Source organism: Methylomonas sp. EFPC1 (genome assembly GCF_016925515.1).
In the GTDB taxonomy this organism is placed as follows: domain Bacteria; phylum Pseudomonadota; class Gammaproteobacteria; order Methylococcales; family Methylomonadaceae; genus Methylomonas; species Methylomonas defluvii.
Window position 1 is genome coordinate 2345091 of sequence record NZ_CP070494.1, and the last position, 23991, is coordinate 2369081.

The window sequence follows — 23991 nt, forward strand, 5'->3', positions numbered from 1 at the left end:
CTGTGACAAATCGTTCGCGGCTTTCGTGGATTGTCGGTTTTGCTACAGCGTGCCGAGCAGAAAACCGGTGGGGAAATGTAACCATCGCGGCAAAGGCATGACGAATAAGAGCAACACATCCGCCAAACACTGAACGGAAAGCGGGATGCGTTGCGCTTATCCGTCCTATGCCGGTCCGACTGGCTTTGTTTTTGCTTGATCTAGGTTTTTATTCAGCCTGGTGCCTATGAAACTGTTTCTGGATTGGTCATCTTATGAAAACGCCGGGATGGGCGACGCCTATGCCGATATTCCCAAGCATGGCGCCGATTTCGCCAAGGCCGTGGCGGTGTGTATCGGCAGCAAGCAATGCGAACGGGATGCGAAAGGGGTGATGTGCCCCAGTTATAGGGTGACGCAAAATCCCGGCCTGTCGCCCGGCGGCCGAGTGAGAGCCTTGAAAGCAGCTTTGAACGCCGAAAACGACGCGGCTTTTTTCAATCCGGAACTGGCCGAAACCATGGCCTTGTGTATCAGTTGCAAGGGTTGTAAGCGCGAGTGCGAAAACGAAGTGGACATGGCCTTGATCAAGGCCGAGTTTCTGGCGCAGCAAGTGCAGCGCAATGGCTTGACGCTGCGGCGGCGCTTGTGGGCGGAGTTGCCGAAAATACTGCGTTGGCGCGCGCTCCGGCCCTTAATTCAATGGCGCAATCGCATGCCGCTGCTGGCGCGTTTAGGCGAAGCCTGGCTGGGCATCAGCGCCAAAGTCCGCTTGCCGGAACCTGCCGCGCAAGCGTTTCAGGTGCCGGCCCAATCCGAATTAAGTTTGCATCCGGAGTTAGCCGACAAACAAGTCGTGTTACTGGTCGATACCTTTAACTATTACTTCAACCCGGCTGCTGCAGAAGCGGCTAAAAAGTTGCTGAATAGCGCCGGCTACCATGTGCATATCGCGACGCCCTTGGCTGGTGATGACGCGGATCGTCCCTTGTGCTGTGGCCGCACCTACTTTTCCAATGGTCTGATCGATAAGGCCCGCATCGAAGCGCAGCGCATGCTGGCGGCTCTCGCCGAGCATGTCGCTGCGGGGCGCACGATCATTGGCTTGGAACCGTCCTGCATTCTCAGTTTGCGTGACGAATATTTAAAGCTGGGTTTAGGCGAACCGGCGCAAAAACTAGCGGAAAAGGTCTTGTTACTGGAAGAGTTTATCGTCCGCGAACAAGCCGGAAAACGCTGGCCTATAGAGTTTCAAGCCATCCCCGGCGTTAACAGTTTGCTGTTGCACGGCCACTGCCATCAAAAAGCCGTTGGTGCGATCAAGTCGGTGCGCAAACTTCTCAAGCAACTGCCGGATCTGAAATTCGAACTGATCGAATCGTCCTGCTGCGGCATGGCCGGCAACTTTGGCGTCGAAGCCGAGCATTACGATCAAGCCCAAGCCATGGCCGAGTTGGCCTTATTTCCAGCGCTACGTGCCGAACCTGACGCACTGCTGGTCAGCAATGGTTTCTCTTGTCAGCAGCAGATCGGCAATGGCGGCTTTGCCAAGCCCCTGCATTTAGCCGAAGTACTTTGTTTAGCCTTACCGTCACAGGATTGATGCCATGAAATTAACCATCGACAAACGTCATCTCGAACAACTGCTTAACGATCACCCCCGCTTGCAAAGCATCAATGAGCAATTGCGTTTTGGCACCAAGGCGCAAGTGCCTTACGATTTACTCAGTGAGGCAGAATTAGCCAGTCTGGCCGACATCTACTTGCAACACGGTGAAGCCTTACAACAGCAAGCGGCGCTATTGATAGCTTTGCAAGCGGCGCTGGCCGACGACAGTCATCGCTACAACGTCGATCAATTGGAATTGCTGCTGCCGGCCATTGCCAATTATTTATTGGAGGGCGGGCTGCGTGGTTGGCTATTTCATGTGCAGCCTTCCGGCAGAACCTTGGCCTATTTGGTCACCCGCCTGGATTACACTCCACCGGGAGAAGAGGAAGCCGGACGGATCCTGATCGAATTAAAAGCCAACACCAAGGGTAAAATCATGGTTGAGAGCCTCATCATTCGTTGCAAAGATCTGGCGAACAAAACCATCCCGGAGATTTTTGCCACCAAAGGTTATTTAAAAGAAACCCCGGAATTAATCGCCAGTTACGATGAGGCTAGCGCGCGGTATTTTGACTGGCGGGCGCGCTATGGCGAACAGTTTTCCGGGTGGGGTACCGGCGAATATGCCGAGGATCCAACCGCCAGCCATCGCAGCAGCGACTGGACGCGCAAGAATACGGTAGTCATGTCCTCGGGTGGCGGGATCTGCCGCTTGGTCAACGACGAAAATATCCTCAGCGAACGGGCTTTGAGTCTGGACGCATCCGGCGACATTCTGGGCACCTATCTGCGTAAAGCCGGCAAAAGCATGCGCTACGACAGCAAAACCGAAAGCGCCATGGAAGCCGCCAAAGCCGATGTACCCAAGGGTATGTTCACGGAAATGCCAGTGCATGGTTATATCCTGATGTTTCATCTGGAGTTACATCACCATGTCTGGGTACACGTCGACGATACCCAGCCTTATGTGTATCAGCCGGAGTTGAAACAAAAGCTGATCCTGCCGCCCGAACAAACCGATTTGATCGACATTCTGACCGCGGAAATGGACATGCTGATGGACGACATCGTCGCCGGCAAATCCGGCGGTACCACGGTGCTTTGCGCCGGACCGGCCGGCGTGGGCAAGACATTGACCGCCGAAGTCTATTCGGAAATCATCAAGCGGCCTTTGTATCGGGTGCATTCCGGGCAGTTGGGTTTAAACGTCGCGGAGATGGAAAAAACCTTGAAGGACACTTTGATCCGCGCCCAGCGCTGGGGGGCGGTGATGCTGATCGACGAAGCCGACGTTTACATCAAAAGCCGCGCCGACAACCTGGCCTCCAATGCCGTGGTCGGTGTGTTCTTGCGGGTGCTGGAATATTTTAACGGCTTGTTATTCCTGACCACCAATCGGGTGGACGACATCGACGAAGCCATCATTTCCCGTTGTATCGCCATGCTGCGCTACCACGCCCCGGATCATGCGGACAGATGCAAAATCTGGCGGGTCATGACCGAGCAATTTAGCTTGCCGGTCAGGGAAGAATTGATCGACGAACTGGCGGCCATCTTTCCTGGGGCTACGGGGCGCGACATCAAGGGCTTGACCAAACTGGTCGCTAAATTCTGCCAGCAAAAACAACTGGCGCCGGAGTTGGAGGTGTTCAAGCGTTGTTCGGTGTTTAGAGGCCTGGAGTTGCTGGACGAAGCCGCCTAGTTTGAAAAGCGGGTGTCTGTTTTCCTCGAATAGGGGTGAATTACAAATACACTTAATATTGTTACTGTTTTATTAAGTAAAACAATAAATTACCGCTTGCGTGTATTGTTGAATTTAAATAAGCCGATATAGTGAATGCGAGATTTCGTTTCGACCGATAAACGGTCCGGGAGGCAAAATGAAGATCGCTAAGATAGGAAATACCGGCATAGCTATGCTGATCGTTGTCATTGCCGGTTTGCTCGGCATATTACCGATGGGATTGGTCTTTTCCATATTGCTCTTTGCCGCATTGATGCGTGGTAGCGTGATGTTGATTGATAAAGCCATTGATAGCGGGGCACAAGCGAAGGAAATTGATCGGCATTAATTCCGGTTGGCATATTTGCCAATTGCTTGAAGTTTAGGAAAACTAATGGGTAGCGATGCCCGGCTTTACGGCTTTTATGCTGGGATTCACGTTGTTTATCCCAGTCTATCGGCTGCTCTAGGAGGGAGTCGACGACAGGAGAGCGTTTAGACATCGCTCCCATCGGGATTTGGCTGTTCTCCTCTCTGCTGTAATTGCTGCACTCGTTTTCTCAATGAGAGGTTTTCCTTCACCTCATCGACGTATTCACCAACCCCTTCTGCAATCCATTTTGCTTCAGTGACTTGCTTTATCTGGGGAATTATGACATCGATCATCTTAATGAGATCTTTGTGTCGCGCTGCACCGGGCACTATAGCGGAAAGCCCTTCCCGGAGACGGCTGAGGTTTGATAGAGCTCGATCATGACCATCGATAAACTCCGAGACTTGCTGGGCGATATCTTCGGCATCCGCATTTAGTGCTTCATACCGTACAGTACGCAGCTGACGTCGGGCTGCCATGTTACCGATTTCGCCCTCCATGACTAAGGAGAGGGCTTCATGCTTCTTTTGAGCGAGCGCTAAGACTTGAGCTTGCCTTGTGCTTTGAATTGATCGCCACAGGTTGACGCAAGAAATAATGAAGCCTAGCACTCCAAGAGTTCCCGTAAGCATTGAAGTGGTCATGTAAATTTTCCTTTTAGATGCCGCAATTCGGATTTCTTTGAGTTTTAAGTTCGCGATGCCCGACTACCAGTAGGTTTAAAAATGACGAAAAACATTGCGTCAAAACGATGTCCAAGTTTTTGAAAAACAGAAATATCTTTTCATTTCAACTGTATCGCTTTATTTGATATGGCCTAAATCAAATTGGTTAACCATCAACAGATTACCCAAACTACTTCTGCAACCGCCCCCGCCGCGCATCCATCGGATTCTGCTTTAAAGGTCGATAAATCTCGACACGATCTTCGGCGCTGAGATTTTTGTCCAAATTACAAACCACCCCAAAAATCCCGACCTTCTGCTGACTTAAATCAATTTCCGGAAACTCCCGCAAGATGCCGGAAGCTTCTATGGCTAGTTCGACGGTGGAATTCGCCGCCAGGCTAATGGGAATAAGCAGTTGTCGCTCCGGCGTGGCATAAGCCACTTCCACCGCTATCAAATCATCCGCCATACAAGGCTTTGGCACGTTGGGTGAAGGAGGTGACCATGGTGTTGCAGATTTGGTTGAACACCGGACCAAAGGCCAAATTGGCCAGCATCCCGGAGATTTCAAACTCCAGGTCCAGCGAGATTTTGCTGGCGTCTTCGCGCAGCGGCATGAAACTCCAAAAGCCCTCTAGCGAGGAAAACGGCCCGTCCAGCAAACTGATTTGGATTCTGCCGCCTTGATCGATTTTGTTACGTGTAGTGAAGGATTTATGAAAGCCGGCCTTGGCGATGTCGATTTGGCCTTCGACGATATTGCCTTCACGCTTCAATATTTTGCTGCCGGAGCACCAGGGTAAGAATTTGGGATACGACTCGATGTCATCCACTAGGTCAAACATTTGTTTGGCAGAGAATTTGACCAAGGCGCTTTTTTGTACAACCGTGATCATTTACAGCACCCCGAGTACATGTAAGAAGACGATGAATACGGCAGCTGGTGCCACGTATTTAATCAGGAAGTGCCAAGCTTGAAAGCCTTGCGCCGGCAACTCCAATTCTTGTTCGGCATGGGCTTGTTTCATCATCCAGCTGGCAAACACGGCGATGCACAAACCGCCCAAGGGCAGCATCAGGTTGGCGGTCAGGTAATCCAGCAGTTCGAACAGATTTTTATCGAAGATTTTAAAGTTGGACCAAATATTAAACGAAAAAACTACGGCCACGCCCAAGCCCCAGCAGGCAGTGCCGGACCAGACACAGGCTTTTTGCCTATCGATATTTTTGTTTTCCACCAGCCAGGCTACGGTCGGTTCGATCAAGGAAATGGACGAGGTGAGGGCGGCGAAAAACAGCAGTACAAAAAACAGGACGCCGAATAACCAACCGCCACTCATGTGACCAAAGGCTAACGGCAGCGTTTGAAAGATCAAGCCCGGTCCGGTGGCAACTTCCAGTTGGTTGGCAAACACCAAGGGAAAAATGGCGATGCCGGCCAGCAAGGCTACGGCGGTATCCGCGCCGGCGATGAAAAATGTGGTTTTGGCAATCGACACATGACCGGGCAGGTAAGAACCGTACACCATAATGGCACCCATGCCCAAGCTCAGCGTGAAGAAGGCGTGGCCCATGGCGGTAAGCACCGCGTCAGCGGTGATTTTGCTGAAATCGGGGCTGAATAGAAAGTGGATGCCTTGCGCGTAATAGCCTGATGCCATCGCATAAGCCACTAAAATGATCAGGATCACGAACAAGGCAGGCATCAAAAACCGTACGGCTTTTTCCAGGCCGCCTTTTACACCGCGCATTACGACTTGCATGGTGATGAACATAAACACGGTGTGCCAGAAAATTTGCTGGATAGGGCTGGCCATCAAATTGTCGAATATCTCCTTAACTTCGCCGCCGTCGGTACCGAAAAAGCCACCGAAAAACGCTTTGAAGATGTAAGCCATAGCCCAGCCGGCAATCACGCTATAGTAGGCCAGGATTAAAAAACCGGCGATCATGCCCATCCAGCCCAAATAGCCCCAGCGCGGATCGACTTTGGCTTCGGCAGCTAGGGTTTGCATGGTGTTGATCGGGCTTTGCCGGCCGCGGCGGCCCAGCATGATTTCCGCGATCATGATGGGTATGCCGATGGCTGCCACGCAGATTAAATAGACCATCACAAAAGCGCCGCCACCGTTTTGGCCGGTGATGTAAGGAAATTTCCATATATTACCCAACCCAACCGCCGAACCGGTGGCGGCCAGAATAAAGGCGAAACGGGAGGACCATTCGCCGTGAATGGATGGGGTTTTATCGGTCATGTTGGAGAGCCCTTGTGTTTTTATGTCGTTATTTAACGGGTGTGTGAGTAAAATATCAAAATTCACGTTTTCAGTCAGTTTAAAAAATCTTCGCTACGCAATGGCAGCCAAAAAATCCAAGAAGGACAACAAAGCCACCGATAACACCATCGCGGTTAATCGCCAGGCTTCCCACGAGTACACCATAGACGAGACTTTCGAAGCCGGTTTGGTGTTGGAAGGCTGGGAAGTGAAAAGCTTGCGCGACGGACGGATCCAGTTGAAAGAGAGCTATGTCGAGATCAGACGCGGCGAGGCGTGGTTGAGCGGGGCGCATGTGTCGGCTTTATTGTCGGCATCGACGCACGTCAATCCCGACGCCGTGCGCAAGAAGAAATTATTGCTGCATCGGCGGGAATTGAACAAGCTGATCGGCTCGGTGGAGCGCAAGGGCTACACCTTGATTCCATTGTCGATGTATTGGATTAAGGGCCGTGCCAAGTTGAAAATCGGTCTGGCGAAAGGTAAAAAATTGCACGACAAACGCGCGGCGTCCAAAGACAAAGATTGGCAACGCGACCGCGCCCGCATCATGAAACACGGCTAATCTCGATGGCGACGCATCCTAATTTACTGGAGGCAGACAACAGCGTGTTGCTGGTGGTGGACATTCAACAGCGTTTGTCGGCGGCGATGCCCGTTACAGACTTGCAGCAGATGCTTACACACGGCCAGCGTTTATTGCGAGCGGCCGGACTGCTGGATGTGCCGGTGTTGTTGACAGAACAGTATCCGCAAGGGCTAGGGCCTACTCAAGCAGATATTGGTGAGTGTTTGCCCGGCAGTGCCCGGATTTTCAATAAAACCGGTTTTTCTTGTTGCGCTGCGGACGGTTTCAAGCAAGCCTTGGCTGACACCGGTCGGCAGCAAGTGGTGATAATCGGTCAGGAAGCGCATGTGTGCGTGTTGCAAACCGCGCTTGAATTGTTAAGTGCAAACTATCAAGTGCATGTGTTGGCGGATGTAGTTTGCTCGCGCCAAGTCCTGCACAAAGATTACGCCTTGCAGCGCATGCAGCAGCAAGGTGTTACGTTGAGTTGTCACGAATCCGTGTTGTTCGAATGGTTGCGGGATGCTCGGCATAGTCATTTCAAAACTATTTCGGCGCTTTTGCGCTAGTGCCACGGGGGATCAATGCTACGGAAGGGATGGAACGCGGTCTTACTGGGACTGTTGCTGATACAAGGTTGTGCGGAGCCGCTGCCGCCGCTGCATACGTTTAGCGGTTTTGCGCAAGGGACCACTTACCATATTAGCTATTGGGCGCCGCAAGCCCTGGACGAGGCGCAAATCACCGCTGAAGTTGAAAAGGTTTTCCTGGATTTGGATAAAACCTTATCCAATTACCGACCTGACTCGCTAATCGAGCAGTTCAATGCCAACGTTTCGACCGAAGCTCAGCCAGTAGGCGAGGAAATCGTGGCTTTGGTTAAAATCGCGCAGAACGTCAGCGCCCTGAGCCAGGGGTGTTACGATTTGACGATCAAACCTTTGTTCGAGCTGTGGGGCTTCATGGGTGATGATTTGACTATTCCCGACGATGCAACGTTACAGGCCGCTTTGGCGAATGTCGGCATGGACAAGTTGCAGTTGGTGGACGATAGCCATATATCAAAAAAACTGCCGAGCTTGCGTGTCGATGTGTCGTCGATAGCCCAGGGTTACAGCGTAGAGAAAATCAGCAATGCGCTGCAGGCTATGGGTATCCAAAACTACTTGGTGGAAATAGGCGGCGAGTTGAAAGCGCTGGGTAGCAAACCGGACGGCAAGGCTTGGCGGATTGCGGTAGAAAAACCGCTGCCGGGCGAACAAAAAATGCATAAGGTCGTGACCTTGCCCAAAGACAGCCCGATGTCGGTGATGACTTCCGGCACGTATCGGCATTATTTCGATGTCAAAGGTAAACGTTACAGCCACATCCTTGATGCCCGCAACGGTGCGCCGGTTACCCACGATTTAGTGGCGGTCAGTGTGTTTAATGAAAGTCCGACTATCGCCGATGCCTGGTCTACCGCTTTGTTATGCCTGGGGCAGGAAGAGGGGATGAAACTTGCCGATGCCGAGAAATTGCAGGTGATGTTTATTCAGCAGCAAGGCACCGAGTTTTTGGAAAGTAAAACTAGAGCCTTGACCATGTCCACCCAAGTGACGATTAACTAGGCTTAGTTCTATCGTGGTAGTATCCGCGCAAAACTAAATCGGGGGAGATTTTATGTGGGGTCTAAACGATCACTTGACGTTCGCCGTGCATGGTGGCGGCGACAACGGCGGCGGAGTGGCCGGCGGGGTGGAGAACTTATTGTCCTTCCTGGAAATGCTGGTGCGCCAATCTCCGTCGGAAAGTTTTAATAGTGTGTTACCGGGCGTTGCGGCTTTAGAAAATATTCATCCCTTGTTGGTGCATTTTCCGATTGCGTTGCTGACCTTGTTCTTTACATTGGATTTGATCGGCAGCTTGGCGAATCGCTCGGAATGGCGGCAGATTGCCGGTGCATTTTTGTATCTGGGTACTGTGTTTGCCGCGCTTACCGTGGCGGCGGGTTTGGTGGCTGCCGCGAGTGTGGCGCATGGTGGTGATGTTCACGAGATTATGGAGCATCACGAACATCTGGGTATCTCGGTATTGAGTCTGGCCGCGCTGCTGTCAGCTTGGCGCTTGCTGAGTAAAGGGCTGATAGCCGGACCGGCAAACACACTGTTTTTATTACTGGCGGCGATTTTATCGGCTTTGCTGGCTTTTACCGCCGATCTGGGTGGGCTTATGGTTTATAAGCATGGTGTGTCCGTGCAAGCGGCAGATCAGGTCAATCGCGCGGCAGCACTGGCCCATGAACACGAGGGCGTTGCGCCGCTGAATGTGCCTGCAACGTCTGAGGAAACCGAAATTGAAGATTTGAATCCGGAAGATAGCCATCAGGATGAAACGCCGCATGGCGCTGCCGGTCATCATCACGACCATGATCATGCGCATTGACGCCCACCTGAGGAGCCACCGGACGAAGGCTGACAAGGGTCAGCCTTTTTTTATTGGCGCGGACATGACATATCGGATACCTGTGTTATTCTACGCCGCCATTTTTTATGAGGCTTTCGATGCGTACCCGCGTTAAAATTTGCGGCTTTACCCAGGTGGAGGATGCGCTTTATGCGGCCAATTTGGGCGTCGACGCGATTGGGTTGGTGTTTTATTCGCCTAGTCCAAGAAACGTCAGTATTGAACAAGCCGCAAGCATCAGTAGAGCGTTGCCAGCTTTTGTTAACGTGGTAGCCTTGTTCGTCGATGCTGAGCCGGCTTTGATCCGCGAAGTATTGAATAAAGTAAGGGTGGATTGCCTGCAATTTCATGGCGACGAGCCTGCTGAGGATTGCCGGATTTACGATAAGTCGTATATCAAAGCCATTCGCATGCAATCCGATACCGACGTCGTAGGATTGCAACAGCAGTACCACGATGCGGCCGGGTTACTGTTGGATGCTTATCATCCGGGCGTGCAGGGCGGCAGCGGTAGCAGTTTTGACTGGGATTTGATTCCAAAGGCCCGCAGTTTGCCGATCATTCTCGCGGGTGGATTGATACCGGAAAATGCCGGGGAAGCGATTAAAGCGGTAAAACCGTATGCGCTGGATGTCAGCAGCGGTGTTGAGGCCGGGAAAGGCATCAAGGATGCGGCGAAAATGGCTGCTTTCATAAGAATAACTAATCAAGCGACTTGAGAACTATGACAGAAAGATACGATATGCCGGATACCCGGGGCCATTTCGGGCCTTACGGCGGTATTTTTGTTGCGGAAACGCTGATGCCGGCCATAACCGAACTGAACGAAGCCTACCAGCGCTATATGCTGGATCCGGAGTTTATTGCCGAGCTGGATGCGGATCTGCGCGATTATGTTGGCCGGCCGTCGCCGCTGTATCACGCCGAACGCTGGAGCCAGCATCTGGGCGGTGCGCAGATTTATCTGAAGCGTGAAGATCTCAATCACACCGGCGCGCACAAGGTAAATAACACTGTTGGGCAAGCTCTGCTGGCGAAGCGCATGGGCAAGACTCGTATCATCGCCGAAACCGGCGCTGGCCAGCACGGCGTTGCAACTGCCACTGTAGCTGCGCGCCTGGGTTTGGAATGCGTAGTGTATATGGGCGCTGTCGATGTCGCGCGCCAAGCCTTGAATGTTTACCGGATGAAGTTGTTGGGCGCCACCGTGGTGCCGGTCGAGTCGGGTTCCAAAACTCTCAAAGACGCGCTGAACGAAGCTTTGCGCGATTGGGTGACCAATATCGATAATACGTTTTACATTATTGGTACCGTAGCCGGTCCGCATCCTTATCCTGCCATGGTCCGTGACTTCCAGGCCGTGATAGGCCGAGAAGCGCGCCAACAATGCCTGGATCAAGCCGGCAAATTGCCCGACGCCTTAGTCGCTTGCGTTGGTGGCGGTTCCAATGCCATTGGCTTGTTCTATCCGTTTATCGACGATGCCGACGTGAAGATGTATGGTGTCGAGGCTGCCGGCGACGGCATCGAAACCGGTCGTCATTCCGCGCCGTTATCGGCCGGCAGACCCGGCGTATTGCACGGCAATCGCACCTATCTGATGGCCGACGACGACGGTGAGATTATTGAAACCCATTCGATTTCCGCCGGTCTGGATTATCCCGGTGTCGGCCCGGAGCACGCCTGGTTGAAAGATACCGGCCGCGCTCAATATCCGAATATTACCGACGATGAGGCGCTGCAAGGCTTCCATGCTCTGACCAAAATGGAAGGCATTATCCCGGCGTTGGAGTCCAGCCACGCGATGGCTTACACGATGAAACTGGCGCCCACCATGCGCAAGGATCAAATTATTATCGTCAACCTGTCCGGACGCGGCGACAAAGACATGCACACCATTATGCAACGCGAGGGCATCAGTCTATGAGCCGTTTAGCCAATAAATTTGCTGAATTAAAAGCCTCCGGGCGCAAAGCCTTGATCCCTTTTATTACAGCCGGCGATCCTTATCCGGAATTTACCGTACCACTGCTGCATGAAATGGTGGCAGCCGGTGCCGACGTGATCGAGCTAGGCGTACCTTTCTCCGATCCAATGGCTGATGGACCAGTGATACAACGCGCCAGCGAGCGGGCTTTATCTCATCATGTTGGCTTGCGGAAAGTATTGAGCATGGCCATGGAGTTTCGTAAAACCGATCAGGACACCCCATTGGTGTTGATGGGCTATTTAAATCCTATTGAAATCATGGGTTACGAAGACTTTGCGAATGCCGTACAGCGCGCTGAGGTTGATGGCGTATTGACGGTGGATTTGCCGCCGGAAGAATCCGAGTCTTGTGTTCGCATGCTGCGCGACCGCGGCATCGATCAAATTTTTTTATTAGCGCCGAACACCAATGCTGAACGGATCCAGAAAATGGATGCAGTGGGCAGCGGTTACTTGTATTACGTGTCTCTGAAAGGCGTCACGGGTGCCGGCCATCTGGATACCGCCGATGTCGAAGAAAAGTTGCAACTCATTCGCCAGAATACTGCACTGCCGGTTGGGGTTGGTTTTGGTGTTAAAGATGCCGATACGGCGAAAACCATCGCCGCGATTGCTGACGGCGTCGTGGTGGGTAGCGCGTTGATCAGTAAAATAGAAGCGAATCTCGATGATCCTCAGCGAGCCAAGCATGAGATCATCACTTTATTGAAATCCATGCGCGCAGCCATGGATGTTTAAGCTTTCAAGCGGAGACTACACCGAATGAGTTGGTTTGAAAAACTGGTTCCCTCTGCCATCAGAACCGAATCCTCGCAGAAGAAAACCACCGTGCCGGAAGGCTTGTGGAATAAATGTCCGCGTTGCGATGCGATTTTGTTTAACGCCGAGCTGGAGAAAAACTTAAGCGTTTGCCCAAAATGCGATCACCATTTACGCATTTCGGCGCGCAAACGCCTGAATATGTTTTTGGATGAAGATGGATGTCAAGAAATCGGTGCTGGATTAAAGCCCAGCGATCCTTTGAAATTTAAGGACAGCAAGCGCTATAAAGACCGGATTAGTCAGGCGCAAAAACAAAGCAACGAAAACGATGCGTTGGTGGTGATGAAGGGCACACTTAAAGGTGTCGGTATCGTTGCTGCGGCGTTTGATTTTGGTTTCATGGGCGGCTCGATGGGTTCGGTGGTTGGTGAGCGATTCGTGCGTGGCGTCAACGAAAGTTTGCGTTTGGGTGTGCCGTTCATCGTCTTTACTGCCAGTGGCGGTGCCAGAATGCAGGAGTCTTTGTTCTCGCTGTTTCAAATGACCAAAACCAGCGCGGCCTTGACCAAACTAGCCGAAGCCGGGATTCCGTATATTTCCTTCATGACCGACCCCACCATGGGGGGGGTGTCGGCCAGTCTGGCGATGTTGGGCGATATTAACGTCGCGGAACCGGATGCTTTGATCGGCTTTGCCGGCCCGCGAGTCATCGAACAAACGGTGCGGGAAAAATTGCCGGAAGGCTTCCAACGTAGCGAATTTCTGCAGGAACACGGGGCCATAGACATGATCGTTGATCGTCGCGAGATGCGCGATAAAATAGCCAGCATCCTGGCTATTATGTGCGCCGGCAGCAGCGCCGACGTGGTCGGAGTGATTGCCACCAGCGAGCCATTAAGCAATCAGGGTGAGAGCGATAATCTGCAGTCTCAGGAATAAATACGGTCGAAATGACACGTTTTGATTCGCTGCAAGCCTGGTTGGATTGGCAGGAAAAACTACATCCTCGGCCTATCGATTTAGGGTTGGGAAGAGTTGCCGGCGTATATCGGCAGCTTAATCCCGAACAAAAAAAACCGCTAACCATCACCGTTGCCGGTACCAACGGCAAGGGTTCCTGCGTGGCGTTTCTGGAAGCGATTTATCGGGCCGCGGGCTACCGGGTTGGCGCCTACACATCGCCGCATATTTTGCGCTATAACGAACGCATTCGTATTGATGGTGTGCCGGTCGAGGATGCTTTGATTTGCGATGCTTTTACCCGCATTGATGGGGCGCGCGGCGAGACCAGTTTGAGCTATTTCGAGTTTGGCACGTTGGCAGCCTTGGGTATTTTCGCCGAGGCAGATCTGGATATTCAGTTACTGGAAGTCGGTTTAGGCGGCAGACTTGATGCGGTGAATATTATTGACCCCGATGCAGCGATTGTGACGACGATAGCACTTGATCATGTGGATTGGCTGGGGCATACCGAAGAAGCCATCGGTCGGGAAAAAGCCGGCATTTTTAGATCCGGTGTGGCGGCTATAATCGGCGATGCGCAAGCGCCACGCTCAGTAGTCGAAGTAGCCTCGCAAGTCGGAGCCATTGCGCTGCAAATGGACAGCGAATTCAGTTATCAAAAACAGCGTGATAGCTGGGAATGGCGCTCTGCGGATAAGCAAATAGATCGCTTGCCGGCGCCGGCGTTTAAGGGCGAACACCAATATCGAAATGCTTCCGCGGCGATAATGGCTATAAACACCCTACAGCCGATATTAGCGGTCAGTGACGATGCAATTCGGCAAGGCTTGGAAAGTGCCCGGCTATCAGGACGTTTTCAGTTGATTGCCGGCGCGCCGCGCATTTTGCTTGATGTCGGACACAACCCGCAGGCTGTGCAAACATTAATCAACTATTTGTCTGAATACTTCCCCGAGATCAGAATACATGCAGTTTTTGCGATGATGCGGGATAAAGATATTGCCGGCGTATTGAACATGATGCGCGACAAAGTGGCTACGTGGTATTTAGCGCCACTTGCTAATCCTCGCGCTGCAACTCCGGATATGTTAGAAACCATTTTTCAGCAACAAGGCCTGGATAATGTCCGTAGCGGTTTTACCGATTTTACCGAGGCATTTCAAGCCGCCCGGCAAAATACCGGACAGGACGACTTGCTTTTGATTTTTGGTTCTTTTTTTCTAGTATCCGAATATTTATCGAAATTTTCTTAGAGGTGATCAGAATGGATCAAGAGTTAAAGCAGCGATTGATTGGTGCGGCGGTGATTACCGCGTTGGCGGCGATTTTCGTACCAATGTTATTTGACGACCCGATAGACGAAACCGGCAAAAGCATCAATGAATTGAAAATCCCCGAGCTGCCTGCCAAGGCTCAGGACGTGGAAATCATGCCTTTGCCGGAAAAAGTTGAAGAGGTAGCGGAAACTCTGCCGGCCGAGACTGCGCCCAAACAAACGATGAAAGTGCTGGAAGAAGACGAATCGGAAGCCGAGTTGGAAGCGCCCAAGCCGCAGGTTAAATTGACTGCCAAAGAGACCGCGCCGGCGCCACGCAGTCTGCCGGCCGCCAAACCCGCTGCGCCATCGGCGGCGGTCGCGCAAGTCGATGAAGAACCTGCTGAAGCGGAAGATGTGCCGCCGGCAGTCCTCACTAAACCGAGCAAATCGCCTGTGCCTGCCGTCCAGCCTTTACAAGCGGTGAGTCCAACGCCGAAAGTGCTTAAACCGGTTAACAAATTACCTGAACCTAAAACAGAGGTGGCGGCAATTCCGGCTCAGGCACCAGTGGCTACCGCGGCCGGCAAAGCACCGGCTGCCGCTACCGAGGACAGCAATCGCTGGTATTTGCAGGTGGGTACGTTCAGTCAAAAAACCAACGCAGTCAGTTTGCAAGATAATCTCAAGCAACAAGGTTTCGCCGCATCGGTAAGGGAGGTAGCCAGCGATAAAGGTACTGTGTTTAAAGTTCGCATAGGGCCTATCGTCGATAAAGCCAAGGCCCAGGCAGTTAAAGCCAAATTGGCGCAAATTAACGTCAACAGTTTTGTTTCGGCGGACGAATAGTCGTTTGTTTGATTTAGCCGGCTAGACCATGTTGGATTTTGTACCATGGGCCAAGTTGCTGTGGGTGGATTACGTCGTCATCTCCATTATCTTGATTTCGGCGATAATGGGCCTACTGCGCGGATTTGTTAAAGAAGCGTTTGCATTGGTGCTTTGGATAGTGGCCGTATGGGTGGCAACGCAGTACTGCCGGGATGTTTCGGTATTGTTGCAATCGACCATCAGCTATCCTTCGGCCAGAATCGCCGCCGCGTTCGCGTTGCTTTTTTTCGCCACCTTAATTTTGGGTAGTTTAATCAGTTTTTTGCTGAGTCAGCTTATCGAGAAGACCGGCTTGACCGGTAGTGATCGTCTGCTGGGTATGTTATTCGGTATTGCCCGGGGGGCGGTACTGGTTTCCTTGTTGGTGATGCTGGCCGGGCTAACGCCGTTGCCGGAAGATCCCTGGTGGAAACAATCCCTTCTCATTCCTCCGTTCCAAGCCTTGGCGATGTGGTTGAAAACCCACATGCCGACCGGTTTGGCGGATTACATCCATTATCGATAACTTGGGTCTGCTATGTGTGGTATTGCCGCTATTGTTTCCAATCAAAGTGTTAATCAGGATTTATACGACGCCCTGACGGTACTTCAGCACCGGGGTCAGGATGCCGCCGGTATTGTCACGTGCGACGGTAGCCGTTTGCATTTGCGTAAGGATAACGGTTTGGCGCGGGATGTATTTTCCAGCAAGCAAATGATGAAGCTGAAAGGCAATATGGGCATTGCCCATGTGCGCTATCCGACCGCCGGTTGCACCAGTTCGGCTGAAGCCCAACCTTTTTACGTGAACTCGCCGTTCGGTTTGACCTTGGCGCACAACGGCAATCTGACCAATACCGAAGAACTGAAATATCAGGTGTTCATGGATGACCAACGTCACATCAATACCGATTCAGATTCCGAAGTATTGTTGAACGTATTCGCGCATGAATTGGCGCAATTCGGCAAACTCAAACTAACCGTGGATGATGTGTTTCAAGCGGTTAGCGCGGTACATAAGCGGATTCGCGGCGCTTACGCGGTAGTGGTGATGATTGCCGGTTTCGGCGTATTGGGTTTCCGCGACCCGCACGGTATTCGGCCCATCGTGTTCGGCAAACGCAAAACCGAGGATGGCACTGATTACATGATCGCTTCCGAAAGCGTGGCGCTGGACGTGCTGGATTTTCAATTGATACGCGACATCGAGCCGGGCGAGGCCGTGTTTATCGAAGCGGACGGCCAGTTACATACCCGGCAATGTACCGAATTAGTCGATCATTGCCCGTGTATTTTCGAATATGTGTATTTCGCCCGGCCGGATTCGATCATCGACAATATTTCGGTGTACAAAGCCAGAATGCGGATGGGCAGAAAACTGGCGGAAAAAATTCAGCGGGAATGGCCGGACCACGACATCGACGTGGTGATTCCGATTCCGGATACCAGTCGCACCGCTGCGTCGCAGATTGCCCATGACTTGGGTGTGAAGTTTCGCGAAGGCTTTATGAAAAACCGCTATATCGGCCGGACTTTCATCATGCCTGGACAAAAAATGCGCAAAAAGTCGGTCAAGCAAAAACTGAATGCGATTTCACTGGAATTCGATGGCAAGAATGTATTGCTGGTGGACGACTCCATCGTGCGCGGCACCACTTCCGAACAAATTATTCAGATGGCCCGCGATGCCGGTGCCAAGAAAGTTTATTTTGCATCCGCAGCGCCACCCGTACGTTATCCCAATGTCTATGGCATCGATATGCCGGCCGCGCATGAGTTAATAGCGCACGACCGTACCGAGGAGGAAATTTGCCAGGCCTTGGGCGCGGATAAGCTGATTTATCAAAGCTTGGACGATCTGATCGAAGCGGTCGGTAGAGGTAATCCGGACATCAAGCATTTCGATACCTCGTGCTTCAGCCACGATTACATTACCGGCGATATCGACGATGCTTATCTGGCGCGCATCGAAGCCTTGCGCAATGACAATGCGCAGGAATTGCGCAACAGCAGCAGCTTTATCATAGAGATGCAGGTTGCAAAGTAACAGGACCCGAAATGAGTGAATTTGATTGGCAAGATTATGCCCCAGAAACTCAGGCCATCCGCACTGGGCACAAGCGTACTCACGAAGACGAACATAGCATTCCTATATTTGCAACCTCCAGCTATGTGTTCAAATCGGCTGAGGAAGCGGCGCTGCGCTTTACCGGAAAGCAACCCGGCAATATCTACTCACGCTTCACCAATCCGACCGTCAGCGCGTTTCAGGAGCGTTTAGCGTATCTGGAAAAAGGCGAGCGTTGCTTGGCGTTTGCGTCGGGAATGGCCGCGATCATGGCGGTCGGCATGGCTCTACTGAAGGCCGGCGACCATGTAGTATGTTCGCGCAGTGTGTTCGGCAACACGGTACTGACTTTCCAAAATTATTTCGGCAAATTTGGCGTCGAGACCGATTTCGTCAGCTTGACCGATCCGGCGGCCTGGGAAGCGGCGATTAAGCCCAATACCCGGTTTCTGTTTCTGGAAACGCCGTCCAATCCTTTAATTGAAATCGCCGACATTCGGGCCATAGCCGATATAGCCCATCGGCATGGTGCGCTCTTGGTGGTCGACAACGTGTTCTGCACGCCAATCTTGCAACAGCCATTGACCTTGGGCGCCGATTTGGTAGTGCATTCCACGACCAAATACATCGATGGCCAAGGGCGTTGCGTCGGCGGTGCGGTGGTAGCCAACGAAGAATTGATCGAAAAATACGTGTATCCCTATCTGCGTACCGGCGGTGCGACGATGAGTCCGTTCAATGCCTGGGTGTTTTTAGGGGGACTGGAAACGCTGGCGTTACGCATGAAAGCGCATTGCGATAATGCGTTCGAGCTGGCCAAATGGCTGGAGCAACAACCGGCCGTAGCCAAGGTGCATTACCCCGGATTGGAATCGCATGCCCAGCACGAGTTGGCTAAGCGCCAACAGACGCATTTCGGCGCAGTGGTCAGTTTCGAATTGCAAGGTGGCAAAGATCACGCCTGGCAGTTGATTGATTCGACACGCATGTTGTCGATCACGGCGAATCTAGGCGATGTCAAAACCACTATCACCCATCCCGCAACTACCACACATGGCCGGTTGACGCCGGAAGCGCGCGCCGAGGCTGGAATCAAAGACAGCTTGGTGAGAATTTCGGTGGGTTTGGAAAATGTCGATGACATCAAGGCCGATTTGCTTAACGGACTGACAAATTGCTGATGGTGCGGTTCGGTCAAGCCTGCTGTCTCGCCACGCAAATCCAAAATTAAGCTATCTTTGACCGACGTTATAGAGAGATTGCGATCATGTTTCAGGATAGAAAAGAGTACCGAAAAAACTTTAACGCGGAAGGCCAACTGTTTGTGGGTGGCGAAACCTTGCAGTTAAATTGCTACGATGTGTCGCTGAAAGGCGCGATGGTCGAAGTCAGTCCTGGCGATTTGCTCACCACTATCCAGGATTTCGAAGCGTTGCTGAACGAAGACCGGCAAGCTGAAATATTTGTCGCCGAATTAATGTTGGCCGGCGAGGTGGATATTGTTTGGGTTAAAAGGGAACGCAACCGCATCATGATGGGCCTGGAGTTTCGGGATGTCGTGCATAACGCCCACAAACTCTGGCGCAAGCGGTGCGGTTACCGCAAACTCGAAGCGTTTAAAGCCGAATTGTTTATCGACAAGGAGCGATTCAACGTGGAAGGTGTGAATCGTTCGGTACAGGGTATGTGCCTGAAATTAAGCGGTCATCATTCCTGTATTAAGGTCAATGCTCCGGTTAAGTTGTTGGCTGCTGAACTGGGATTGAGCGCTTTGGGCAAAGTGGTTTGGGTCGAGAGCAACGAGCTGACCACTCGCCTTGGTCTGCAATTGGTCATCGTTAAATAAAGTCAGGTTAACCCGCTTGCGCCGGTTCATTCGCTCTGGGGAGTTTTGGGCCAGACGTTAACGTGCACAATACGAATATGTATATCGCAGTTGGACTCATTTAGTTAGAAACGAGTCCAAAAATTCATGTCAAAACCCGTGCTGACCTGCTTAAGCGTTTAATAGCGGATCCAGTTCGTGGCTCATATCCAGCGCATGCAAATCATCAAACCCCCCAATATGCCGCTCACCGATATAGATTTGCGGTACCGTGCGACGTTTGGTTTTTTCCATCATTTGCTGGCGTAGTCCAGGTTCGGCATCCACATTGATTTCCGTATAGCCGACGCCTTTGCGATCAAAAAGTTTTTTTGCCATGGTGCAATACGGGCAGAGCTTCGCGGTGTAAATGATAATTTCCGGCATGAGAAAAAATTAATAAATGCTAATGAATGAAGGTATTCTAAAGCGACGGCTGCTTTTGCTCAATAGTCATGGCCTTGGCGAGTTCCTCGATTAATAAGCAGGACGCTGCGGGTAAGGTCGCGCCAAATGCCACAATCCCGTCAGCGTGACCAAGCATGCTGAATAATCCAGTTTGTTGCAGTCTACCTGAGGTAAATAACTCGGCAACGGCGTTGGCCATTTCCGGGGTGCCGTAGGGCACGTCTGCCGCAGTAAAAGCCAGATTCAGCCGGTCGGTCTGCAACCACAACTCCGGGCAGTGCACATGTATCACGGCACCAATTGCCGGGTGTTGACGATAAACGCTGGCGTGGGTGAGTGCTTCCGAGGACGGTTGAGATAAGCCGCGCGACTTGATGGTATTACGTTCCGGCGATGCGCTTTCGATCAGCGCATAGTGTTGCTTGTTAAGGACCGGCAAGTGTCCGGTTTGTGTGCCGGAGATCAAAAACGCCTGACCACCGGGAGCCAAGCGTCGACTGATATTGCCAAATCCCAGCCCAGCGTATTTTTCGGCGATTTGCCCAATCAGCCGCAAGCGATAAAACAGGCTGCGCCAGGCGTTGAGTTCGCTGATATCAATGTCTGCCGAGAACTCGCCATGCTGATGATCAAGGCGATATTTAATAACACCTTCCAGTTCGCTCAATCCGTTTTCCATTCTTATAATGTGTTTTAAGATTTATTTTTATCCAACCAACGCATGAAACCAAATTTTTTAAGACCCGGCTTTACCTTTTGTTTGCTGTTTTTGTTGATCAGTTTAAACCTTGCCCACGCCGCAAATCAAAATACAGCGATTAAAGTGCTATCGCTTGCCGACATACAACAACGTATTCAGACCGTCAAAGACAAGCAAAATCTGCCTGAAGAACAAAAAAAACGGATTCTGGCCGCTTATCAGGAGAGCGAAGATAACCTCAATGAACTGGAGGCCCAGGATAAACAGGCTGAGTCGTTCAAGCAGGCATTAAACAGCTTGCCCCTAGAAGTGAAGCAATTGGCAAGACAAATAGCCGAGGCCGAAAGCAATTTGAAAACTCGTAAGCCGGAAAAGCTCACGATTTTTCCGACGGATGAGTTGGAGCAACGTCTGCTTATCGAAAAAACCCGGCTTAGCGATATGGATGCGGAGATCAGCCGTATCGAAGCCACGTTGGGCGAACTGAGCGGCCGCCCGCAATTGATCAGGGAAAAAGTATCCGAAATCAAAAGCAAGCAGGCTGCCAGTCAGCATGAACAACAAGTCTTGGCGTCTGAGTCCGGCGATAATCTCTATCAAAAAGAAGCCAGACAGGTACAGTTGGATAGCCGGATTCGCTTGTTAAACAGCACGCTGAAAACGCTGGAGCTGGAAAATCTTAGCAATCCTCTGCAATTACAAACCAATAAAGATCGTGTCCATCTGTTGACCTTGCAGCGCGAGCAGCAGAGCTTGGTGATTGCCGACCTCGATAATTTCCTGCTTGAGCGGCGTCAGCAGGAAACCGACAAAGAACAGGCGGCGTTATTGCAAGCTGAAAAAGAAGCCGAGGGCAAGCATCCGTTAATTCGCGCTGCCACGAAAGAGAACATGCAGTTCAACCGCAGTTTGCAGGAAATCAATAAAAACATGGAGCAATACTCGCTCCAAAAAAATGAAATAGACGTTCGTTATAAACAGCTGGAAAAAGATTTCCAAAGTGCCGAGCAAAAAATCAGTCTGGCGGGTTTAAGCCCGGCCTTGGGTAATTTACTGCGGGAACAGCGCCGCAATTTGCCGCAACGCAAACAATACAGCAGCTTGGGCGATGAGATTCAAAATCAGATCGCGCTGGCGAGCCTGGAAATGTTCAAGCTGGATGAAACCAAAAAAGGCCTGGTCGATATAAATCAGCTGTTGTTGGCGCGGATGGCGCAGTTGCCGGAAGCCACACCTGAGTCGGACAAACTGCGGGTGCGCACCGAATTGCGAATGTTGCTGAACGATCAGAAAGATCTGGTGGCAAGATTGGCTAACGGTTACAACGAATATGGCCGCGTGCTGGGCGATGTCGATTTTAGTTTGCAGCAAATGCTGGGTATAGCCGACAAATTTAGCGCGTACTTGGATCAACGCTTGCTTTGGGTGCCCAGCGCTCGGGTGATCGACAAATATTTCCTGCAAGATATTTTCTCCTCCTTGCTGTGGTTTATGAGTCCTGGCAACTGGTTGGGAGTGCTCAGTGGCTTTTGGGACGGTATCAGTCATTTCCCGTTGCTGGCTCTCGGTGGCTTGAGTGTCGTGATATTTCACTGGCGTTTTCGCGCCGGCGTCAAACAGCGCTTGACGGAGCTGTTAGGAAAAAAAGCCGCCAATCGAGAGTTTGCGGACATTTTATCCAGCTTGCTTTATCTGTTAATGCTCTCTTTGTCCGGTCCGTTGCTGATGGCTTGGATGGCCGGGGTGTTGATCCTGAATGTCCGGGCCGATCTGTTTAGCCATGCTTTTGCCGAAGGCCTTACCGCTACGGCCGTGTCCTTGTGCATGGTGCAATTTGTGTTTCGTTTGTTTAAACCGGGCGGCGTCGCGGACACCTTGTTGCAATGGCCGCAACATGCGGTTCGATTACTTTACGCGCAGATGAAATGGGCGCGATTCGTTCTCGTACCTTGCGTGTTTATCACCGCGATGACCGGTAGCGATTTGTTTTCGGAACACAGTCATGCCTTGGGTAGAACGGCAATGATCGTGATGATGTTGATGATGAGCTATGTGTTGCATCGCCTTACGCAACCCTTGACCGGTTTAGGCAAGAACTTCTATCAACAATCCGCCGGCTGGCTCAGCAGTATGCGTTATCTCTGGTATGGTATCGCCGTGTTGACGCCGTTGGTCATCATCGGCTTTGCGGTGGCGGGCTATTACCAAAGCGCATTGGAGTTACAGGCTAAGCTACTACTGACCCTACGTTTGATTTTTATCACCGTATTGTTCCAGGGCCTGGTATTGCGTTGGTTGCGCAATACCGAGCGGCAATTAGCCTTAAAAAACGCGAGGCAGAAACGCAAACAAGTTGAGCAAGCCGCTGTGAGTAGCGCCAATCTGGAAGGTGGGTATGCGATCGAGGAGCAATTACTGGATATTTCCAAAATCAACCAGCAAAGCCATAAGCTTTTGACCACGGTGGTGATGGTGATCATGTTGATGGGTTTCTGGATGATCTGGAGCGATATTTTGCCGGCCTTGACCGTTTTCGATCAGGTCGTGCTGTGGCAGCACAGCGAAATGGTAGAAGGTAAGGAAACATTGCAACCCATCACACTGATCAATTTGTTGATTTGCTTGGTGTATAGCGCTCTGGCTTTTGTGTTTGCCAGCAACTTTCCGGCCTTGGTGGATTTGGTAACCGCCGGCAAGTTTGCGATGACTGCCGGCAGTCGTTACGCATTAATCCAATTAGTGCGTTATTCCCTGATAACGGTGGCCTTTTTGGCGGTGGCCAACGAGCTGGGTGGCAGTTGGTCGCAAGTGCAATGGTTGGTGGCGGCGTTGTCGGTGGGTTTAGGTTTTGGTTTGCAGGAGATTTTCGCGAACATGGTATCGGGTATTATTTTGCTGTTCGAACGGCCGATTCGGGTCGGAGACACCGTGACCGTCGGCGATGTCACGGGTCGGGTTAGCAAAATACAAATGCGGGCGACGCATATTGTCGATTGGGATAGAAAAGAGTTGGTAGTGCCGAATAAAACCTTTATTACCGATCAATTGATCAACTGGACATTGTCGGATACCGTCACCCGAGTGGTGGTGCCGGTCAGCGTAGCCTACGGCACCAGCGTGGAGATGGTGGAGGAAATTCTGGCGGATGCGGTAAAAAGCGTAGAGCAAGTGCTGAGCGATCCGGAACCGGTGGTAATCTTTATTGGTTTTGGTGATAGCGCCCTGCAGTTCAAAATTAACGTATTCGTCCGCGAACTCAGCGATAGGACGGTGGTTACCCATCGCCTGCACACGAAAATTTACGAAGCCTTGCTGGCCCACCATATCGAGATACCTTTTCCGCAGCGCGATGTGCACATCCGCTCGGTCGCAAAAGGGGTATTGAACGAATGAGGCGCGGTTTATTAGCCGATTTCAATATAAAGCCATTCTGTAATAAAATGGCCGCCCTTTGAACCTGGCTTTGGC

At 51.6% G+C, this 23991-nt stretch carries 24 protein-coding genes; 18 read left to right on the forward strand and 6 right to left on the reverse strand.

Going from position 1 to position 23991, the window contains the following annotated elements; all coding sequences use genetic code 11:
- Positions 1–226: 226 nt before the first annotated feature.
- From JWZ98_RS10945 to JWZ98_RS10955, 3 genes are all read left to right on the forward strand, one after another.
- Positions 227–1582 carry a (Fe-S)-binding protein gene (locus JWZ98_RS10945; RefSeq protein ID WP_205454283.1) on the forward strand — a complete coding sequence of 452 codons (1356 nt, stop codon included), beginning with the start codon at positions 227–229 and terminating at the stop codon, positions 1580–1582.
- 4 nt (positions 1583–1586) lie between these two features.
- Positions 1587–3293 (forward strand): ATP-binding protein, encoded by a 1707-nt coding sequence (locus JWZ98_RS10950; RefSeq protein ID WP_205454284.1) that lies wholly within the window; start codon positions 1587–1589, stop codon positions 3291–3293.
- Between the two features lie 178 nt (positions 3294–3471).
- Positions 3472–3663, forward strand: a complete 192-nt coding sequence (locus JWZ98_RS10955; protein WP_033158664.1) for a hypothetical protein — start codon at positions 3472–3474, stop codon at positions 3661–3663.
- A 146-nt stretch (positions 3664–3809) separates the two neighbouring features.
- Here the strand turns inward: JWZ98_RS10955 and JWZ98_RS10960 are convergent, their stop codons facing one another.
- The 4 genes from JWZ98_RS10960 to JWZ98_RS10975 all read right to left on the reverse strand — a co-directional run bounded on the left by JWZ98_RS10960 (position 3810) and on the right by JWZ98_RS10975 (position 6610).
- Positions 3810–4331, reverse strand: coding sequence for a hypothetical protein (locus JWZ98_RS10960; protein ID WP_033158663.1), 522 nt, complete (start codon positions 4329–4331; stop codon positions 3810–3812).
- 211 nt (positions 4332–4542) lie between these two features.
- Complete coding sequence (locus tag JWZ98_RS10965; protein WP_201799047.1) at positions 4543–4809, reverse strand: RnfH family protein; 267 nt, start codon at positions 4807–4809, stop codon at positions 4543–4545.
- Between the two features lie 4 nt (positions 4810–4813).
- Entirely contained in the window at positions 4814–5251 is a 438-nt protein-coding gene (locus JWZ98_RS10970; RefSeq protein ID WP_201798987.1) for a type II toxin-antitoxin system RatA family toxin, read from the reverse strand.
- On the reverse strand, positions 5252–6610 hold the full coding sequence (locus JWZ98_RS10975) for a sodium-dependent transporter (RefSeq protein WP_033158661.1): 1359 nt from the start codon (positions 6608–6610) through the stop codon (positions 5252–5254). It abuts the gene before it with no gap.
- Positions 6611–6710: 100 nt separating this feature from the next.
- Between JWZ98_RS10975 and smpB the strand changes: the two genes are divergently transcribed.
- The 14 genes from smpB (at position 6711) to JWZ98_RS11045 (ending at position 19397) form a co-directional block, all read left to right on the forward strand.
- Positions 6711–7196, forward strand: a complete 486-nt coding sequence (smpB, locus tag JWZ98_RS10980; protein WP_020481594.1) for an SsrA-binding protein SmpB — start codon at positions 6711–6713, stop codon at positions 7194–7196.
- A gap of 5 nt (positions 7197–7201) precedes the next feature.
- Positions 7202–7768 carry a hydrolase gene (locus JWZ98_RS10985; RefSeq protein ID WP_033158660.1) on the forward strand — a complete coding sequence of 189 codons (567 nt, stop codon included), beginning with the start codon at positions 7202–7204 and terminating at the stop codon, positions 7766–7768.
- 15 nt (positions 7769–7783) lie between these two features.
- The gene (locus JWZ98_RS10990) at positions 7784–8809 is read left to right on the forward strand and encodes an FAD:protein FMN transferase (RefSeq protein WP_033158659.1); all 1026 of its coding nucleotides are present in this window, start codon (positions 7784–7786) and stop codon (positions 8807–8809) included.
- 52 nt (positions 8810–8861) lie between these two features.
- Positions 8862–9623: a DUF2231 domain-containing protein gene (locus JWZ98_RS10995; protein WP_033158658.1), complete on the forward strand. Its 762-nt coding sequence runs from the start codon at positions 8862–8864 to the stop codon at positions 9621–9623.
- A 119-nt stretch (positions 9624–9742) separates the two neighbouring features.
- Positions 9743–10363, forward strand: a complete 621-nt coding sequence (locus tag JWZ98_RS11000) for a phosphoribosylanthranilate isomerase (RefSeq protein WP_033158657.1) — start codon at positions 9743–9745, stop codon at positions 10361–10363.
- A gap of 5 nt (positions 10364–10368) precedes the next feature.
- The gene (gene trpB / locus JWZ98_RS11005; RefSeq protein WP_033158656.1) at positions 10369–11571 is read left to right on the forward strand and encodes a tryptophan synthase subunit beta; all 1203 of its coding nucleotides are present in this window, start codon (positions 10369–10371) and stop codon (positions 11569–11571) included.
- Positions 11568–12371, forward strand: a complete 804-nt coding sequence (gene trpA, locus JWZ98_RS11010; RefSeq protein ID WP_033158655.1) for a tryptophan synthase subunit alpha — start codon at positions 11568–11570, stop codon at positions 12369–12371. Before trpB ends, trpA begins: the two co-directional genes overlap by 4 nt.
- Before the next feature lie 24 nt (positions 12372–12395).
- Positions 12396–13334 (forward strand): acetyl-CoA carboxylase, carboxyltransferase subunit beta, encoded by a 939-nt coding sequence (gene accD, locus JWZ98_RS11015; protein WP_033158654.1) that lies wholly within the window; start codon positions 12396–12398, stop codon positions 13332–13334.
- An 11-nt stretch (positions 13335–13345) separates the two neighbouring features.
- On the forward strand, positions 13346–14611 hold the full coding sequence (gene folC / locus JWZ98_RS11020) for a bifunctional tetrahydrofolate synthase/dihydrofolate synthase (protein WP_205454285.1): 1266 nt from the start codon (positions 13346–13348) through the stop codon (positions 14609–14611).
- Between the two features lie 11 nt (positions 14612–14622).
- Positions 14623–15462: an SPOR domain-containing protein gene (locus JWZ98_RS11025; protein WP_205454286.1), complete on the forward strand. Its 840-nt coding sequence runs from the start codon at positions 14623–14625 to the stop codon at positions 15460–15462.
- Between the two features lie 28 nt (positions 15463–15490).
- The gene (locus tag JWZ98_RS11030) at positions 15491–16009 is read left to right on the forward strand and encodes a CvpA family protein (RefSeq protein ID WP_171695309.1); all 519 of its coding nucleotides are present in this window, start codon (positions 15491–15493) and stop codon (positions 16007–16009) included.
- A 12-nt stretch (positions 16010–16021) separates the two neighbouring features.
- A complete protein-coding gene (gene purF, locus JWZ98_RS11035) occupies positions 16022–17530 on the forward strand; it encodes an amidophosphoribosyltransferase (RefSeq protein ID WP_101052408.1) in 1509 nt (502 codons plus the stop codon).
- An 11-nt stretch (positions 17531–17541) separates the two neighbouring features.
- On the forward strand, positions 17542–18732 hold the full coding sequence (locus JWZ98_RS11040) for an O-succinylhomoserine sulfhydrylase (protein ID WP_101052409.1): 1191 nt from the start codon (positions 17542–17544) through the stop codon (positions 18730–18732).
- Between the two features lie 86 nt (positions 18733–18818).
- Entirely contained in the window at positions 18819–19397 is a 579-nt protein-coding gene (locus JWZ98_RS11045) for a PilZ domain-containing protein (protein ID WP_101052410.1), read from the forward strand.
- Positions 19398–19547: 150 nt separating this feature from the next.
- Here JWZ98_RS11045 and grxC read toward each other — a convergent pair whose 3' ends face one another.
- Complete coding sequence (gene grxC, locus JWZ98_RS11050) at positions 19548–19802, reverse strand: glutaredoxin 3 (RefSeq protein ID WP_033158647.1); 255 nt, start codon at positions 19800–19802, stop codon at positions 19548–19550.
- Between the two features lie 37 nt (positions 19803–19839).
- Entirely contained in the window at positions 19840–20502 is a 663-nt protein-coding gene (locus JWZ98_RS11055) for a class II aldolase/adducin family protein (protein WP_205454287.1), read from the reverse strand.
- A gap of 42 nt (positions 20503–20544) precedes the next feature.
- Here JWZ98_RS11055 and JWZ98_RS11060 point away from each other — a divergent pair, with 42 nt between their 5' ends.
- On the forward strand, positions 20545–23916 hold the full coding sequence (locus JWZ98_RS11060) for a mechanosensitive ion channel domain-containing protein (RefSeq protein ID WP_205454288.1): 3372 nt from the start codon (positions 20545–20547) through the stop codon (positions 23914–23916).
- Positions 23917–23991 lie beyond the last annotated feature (75 nt).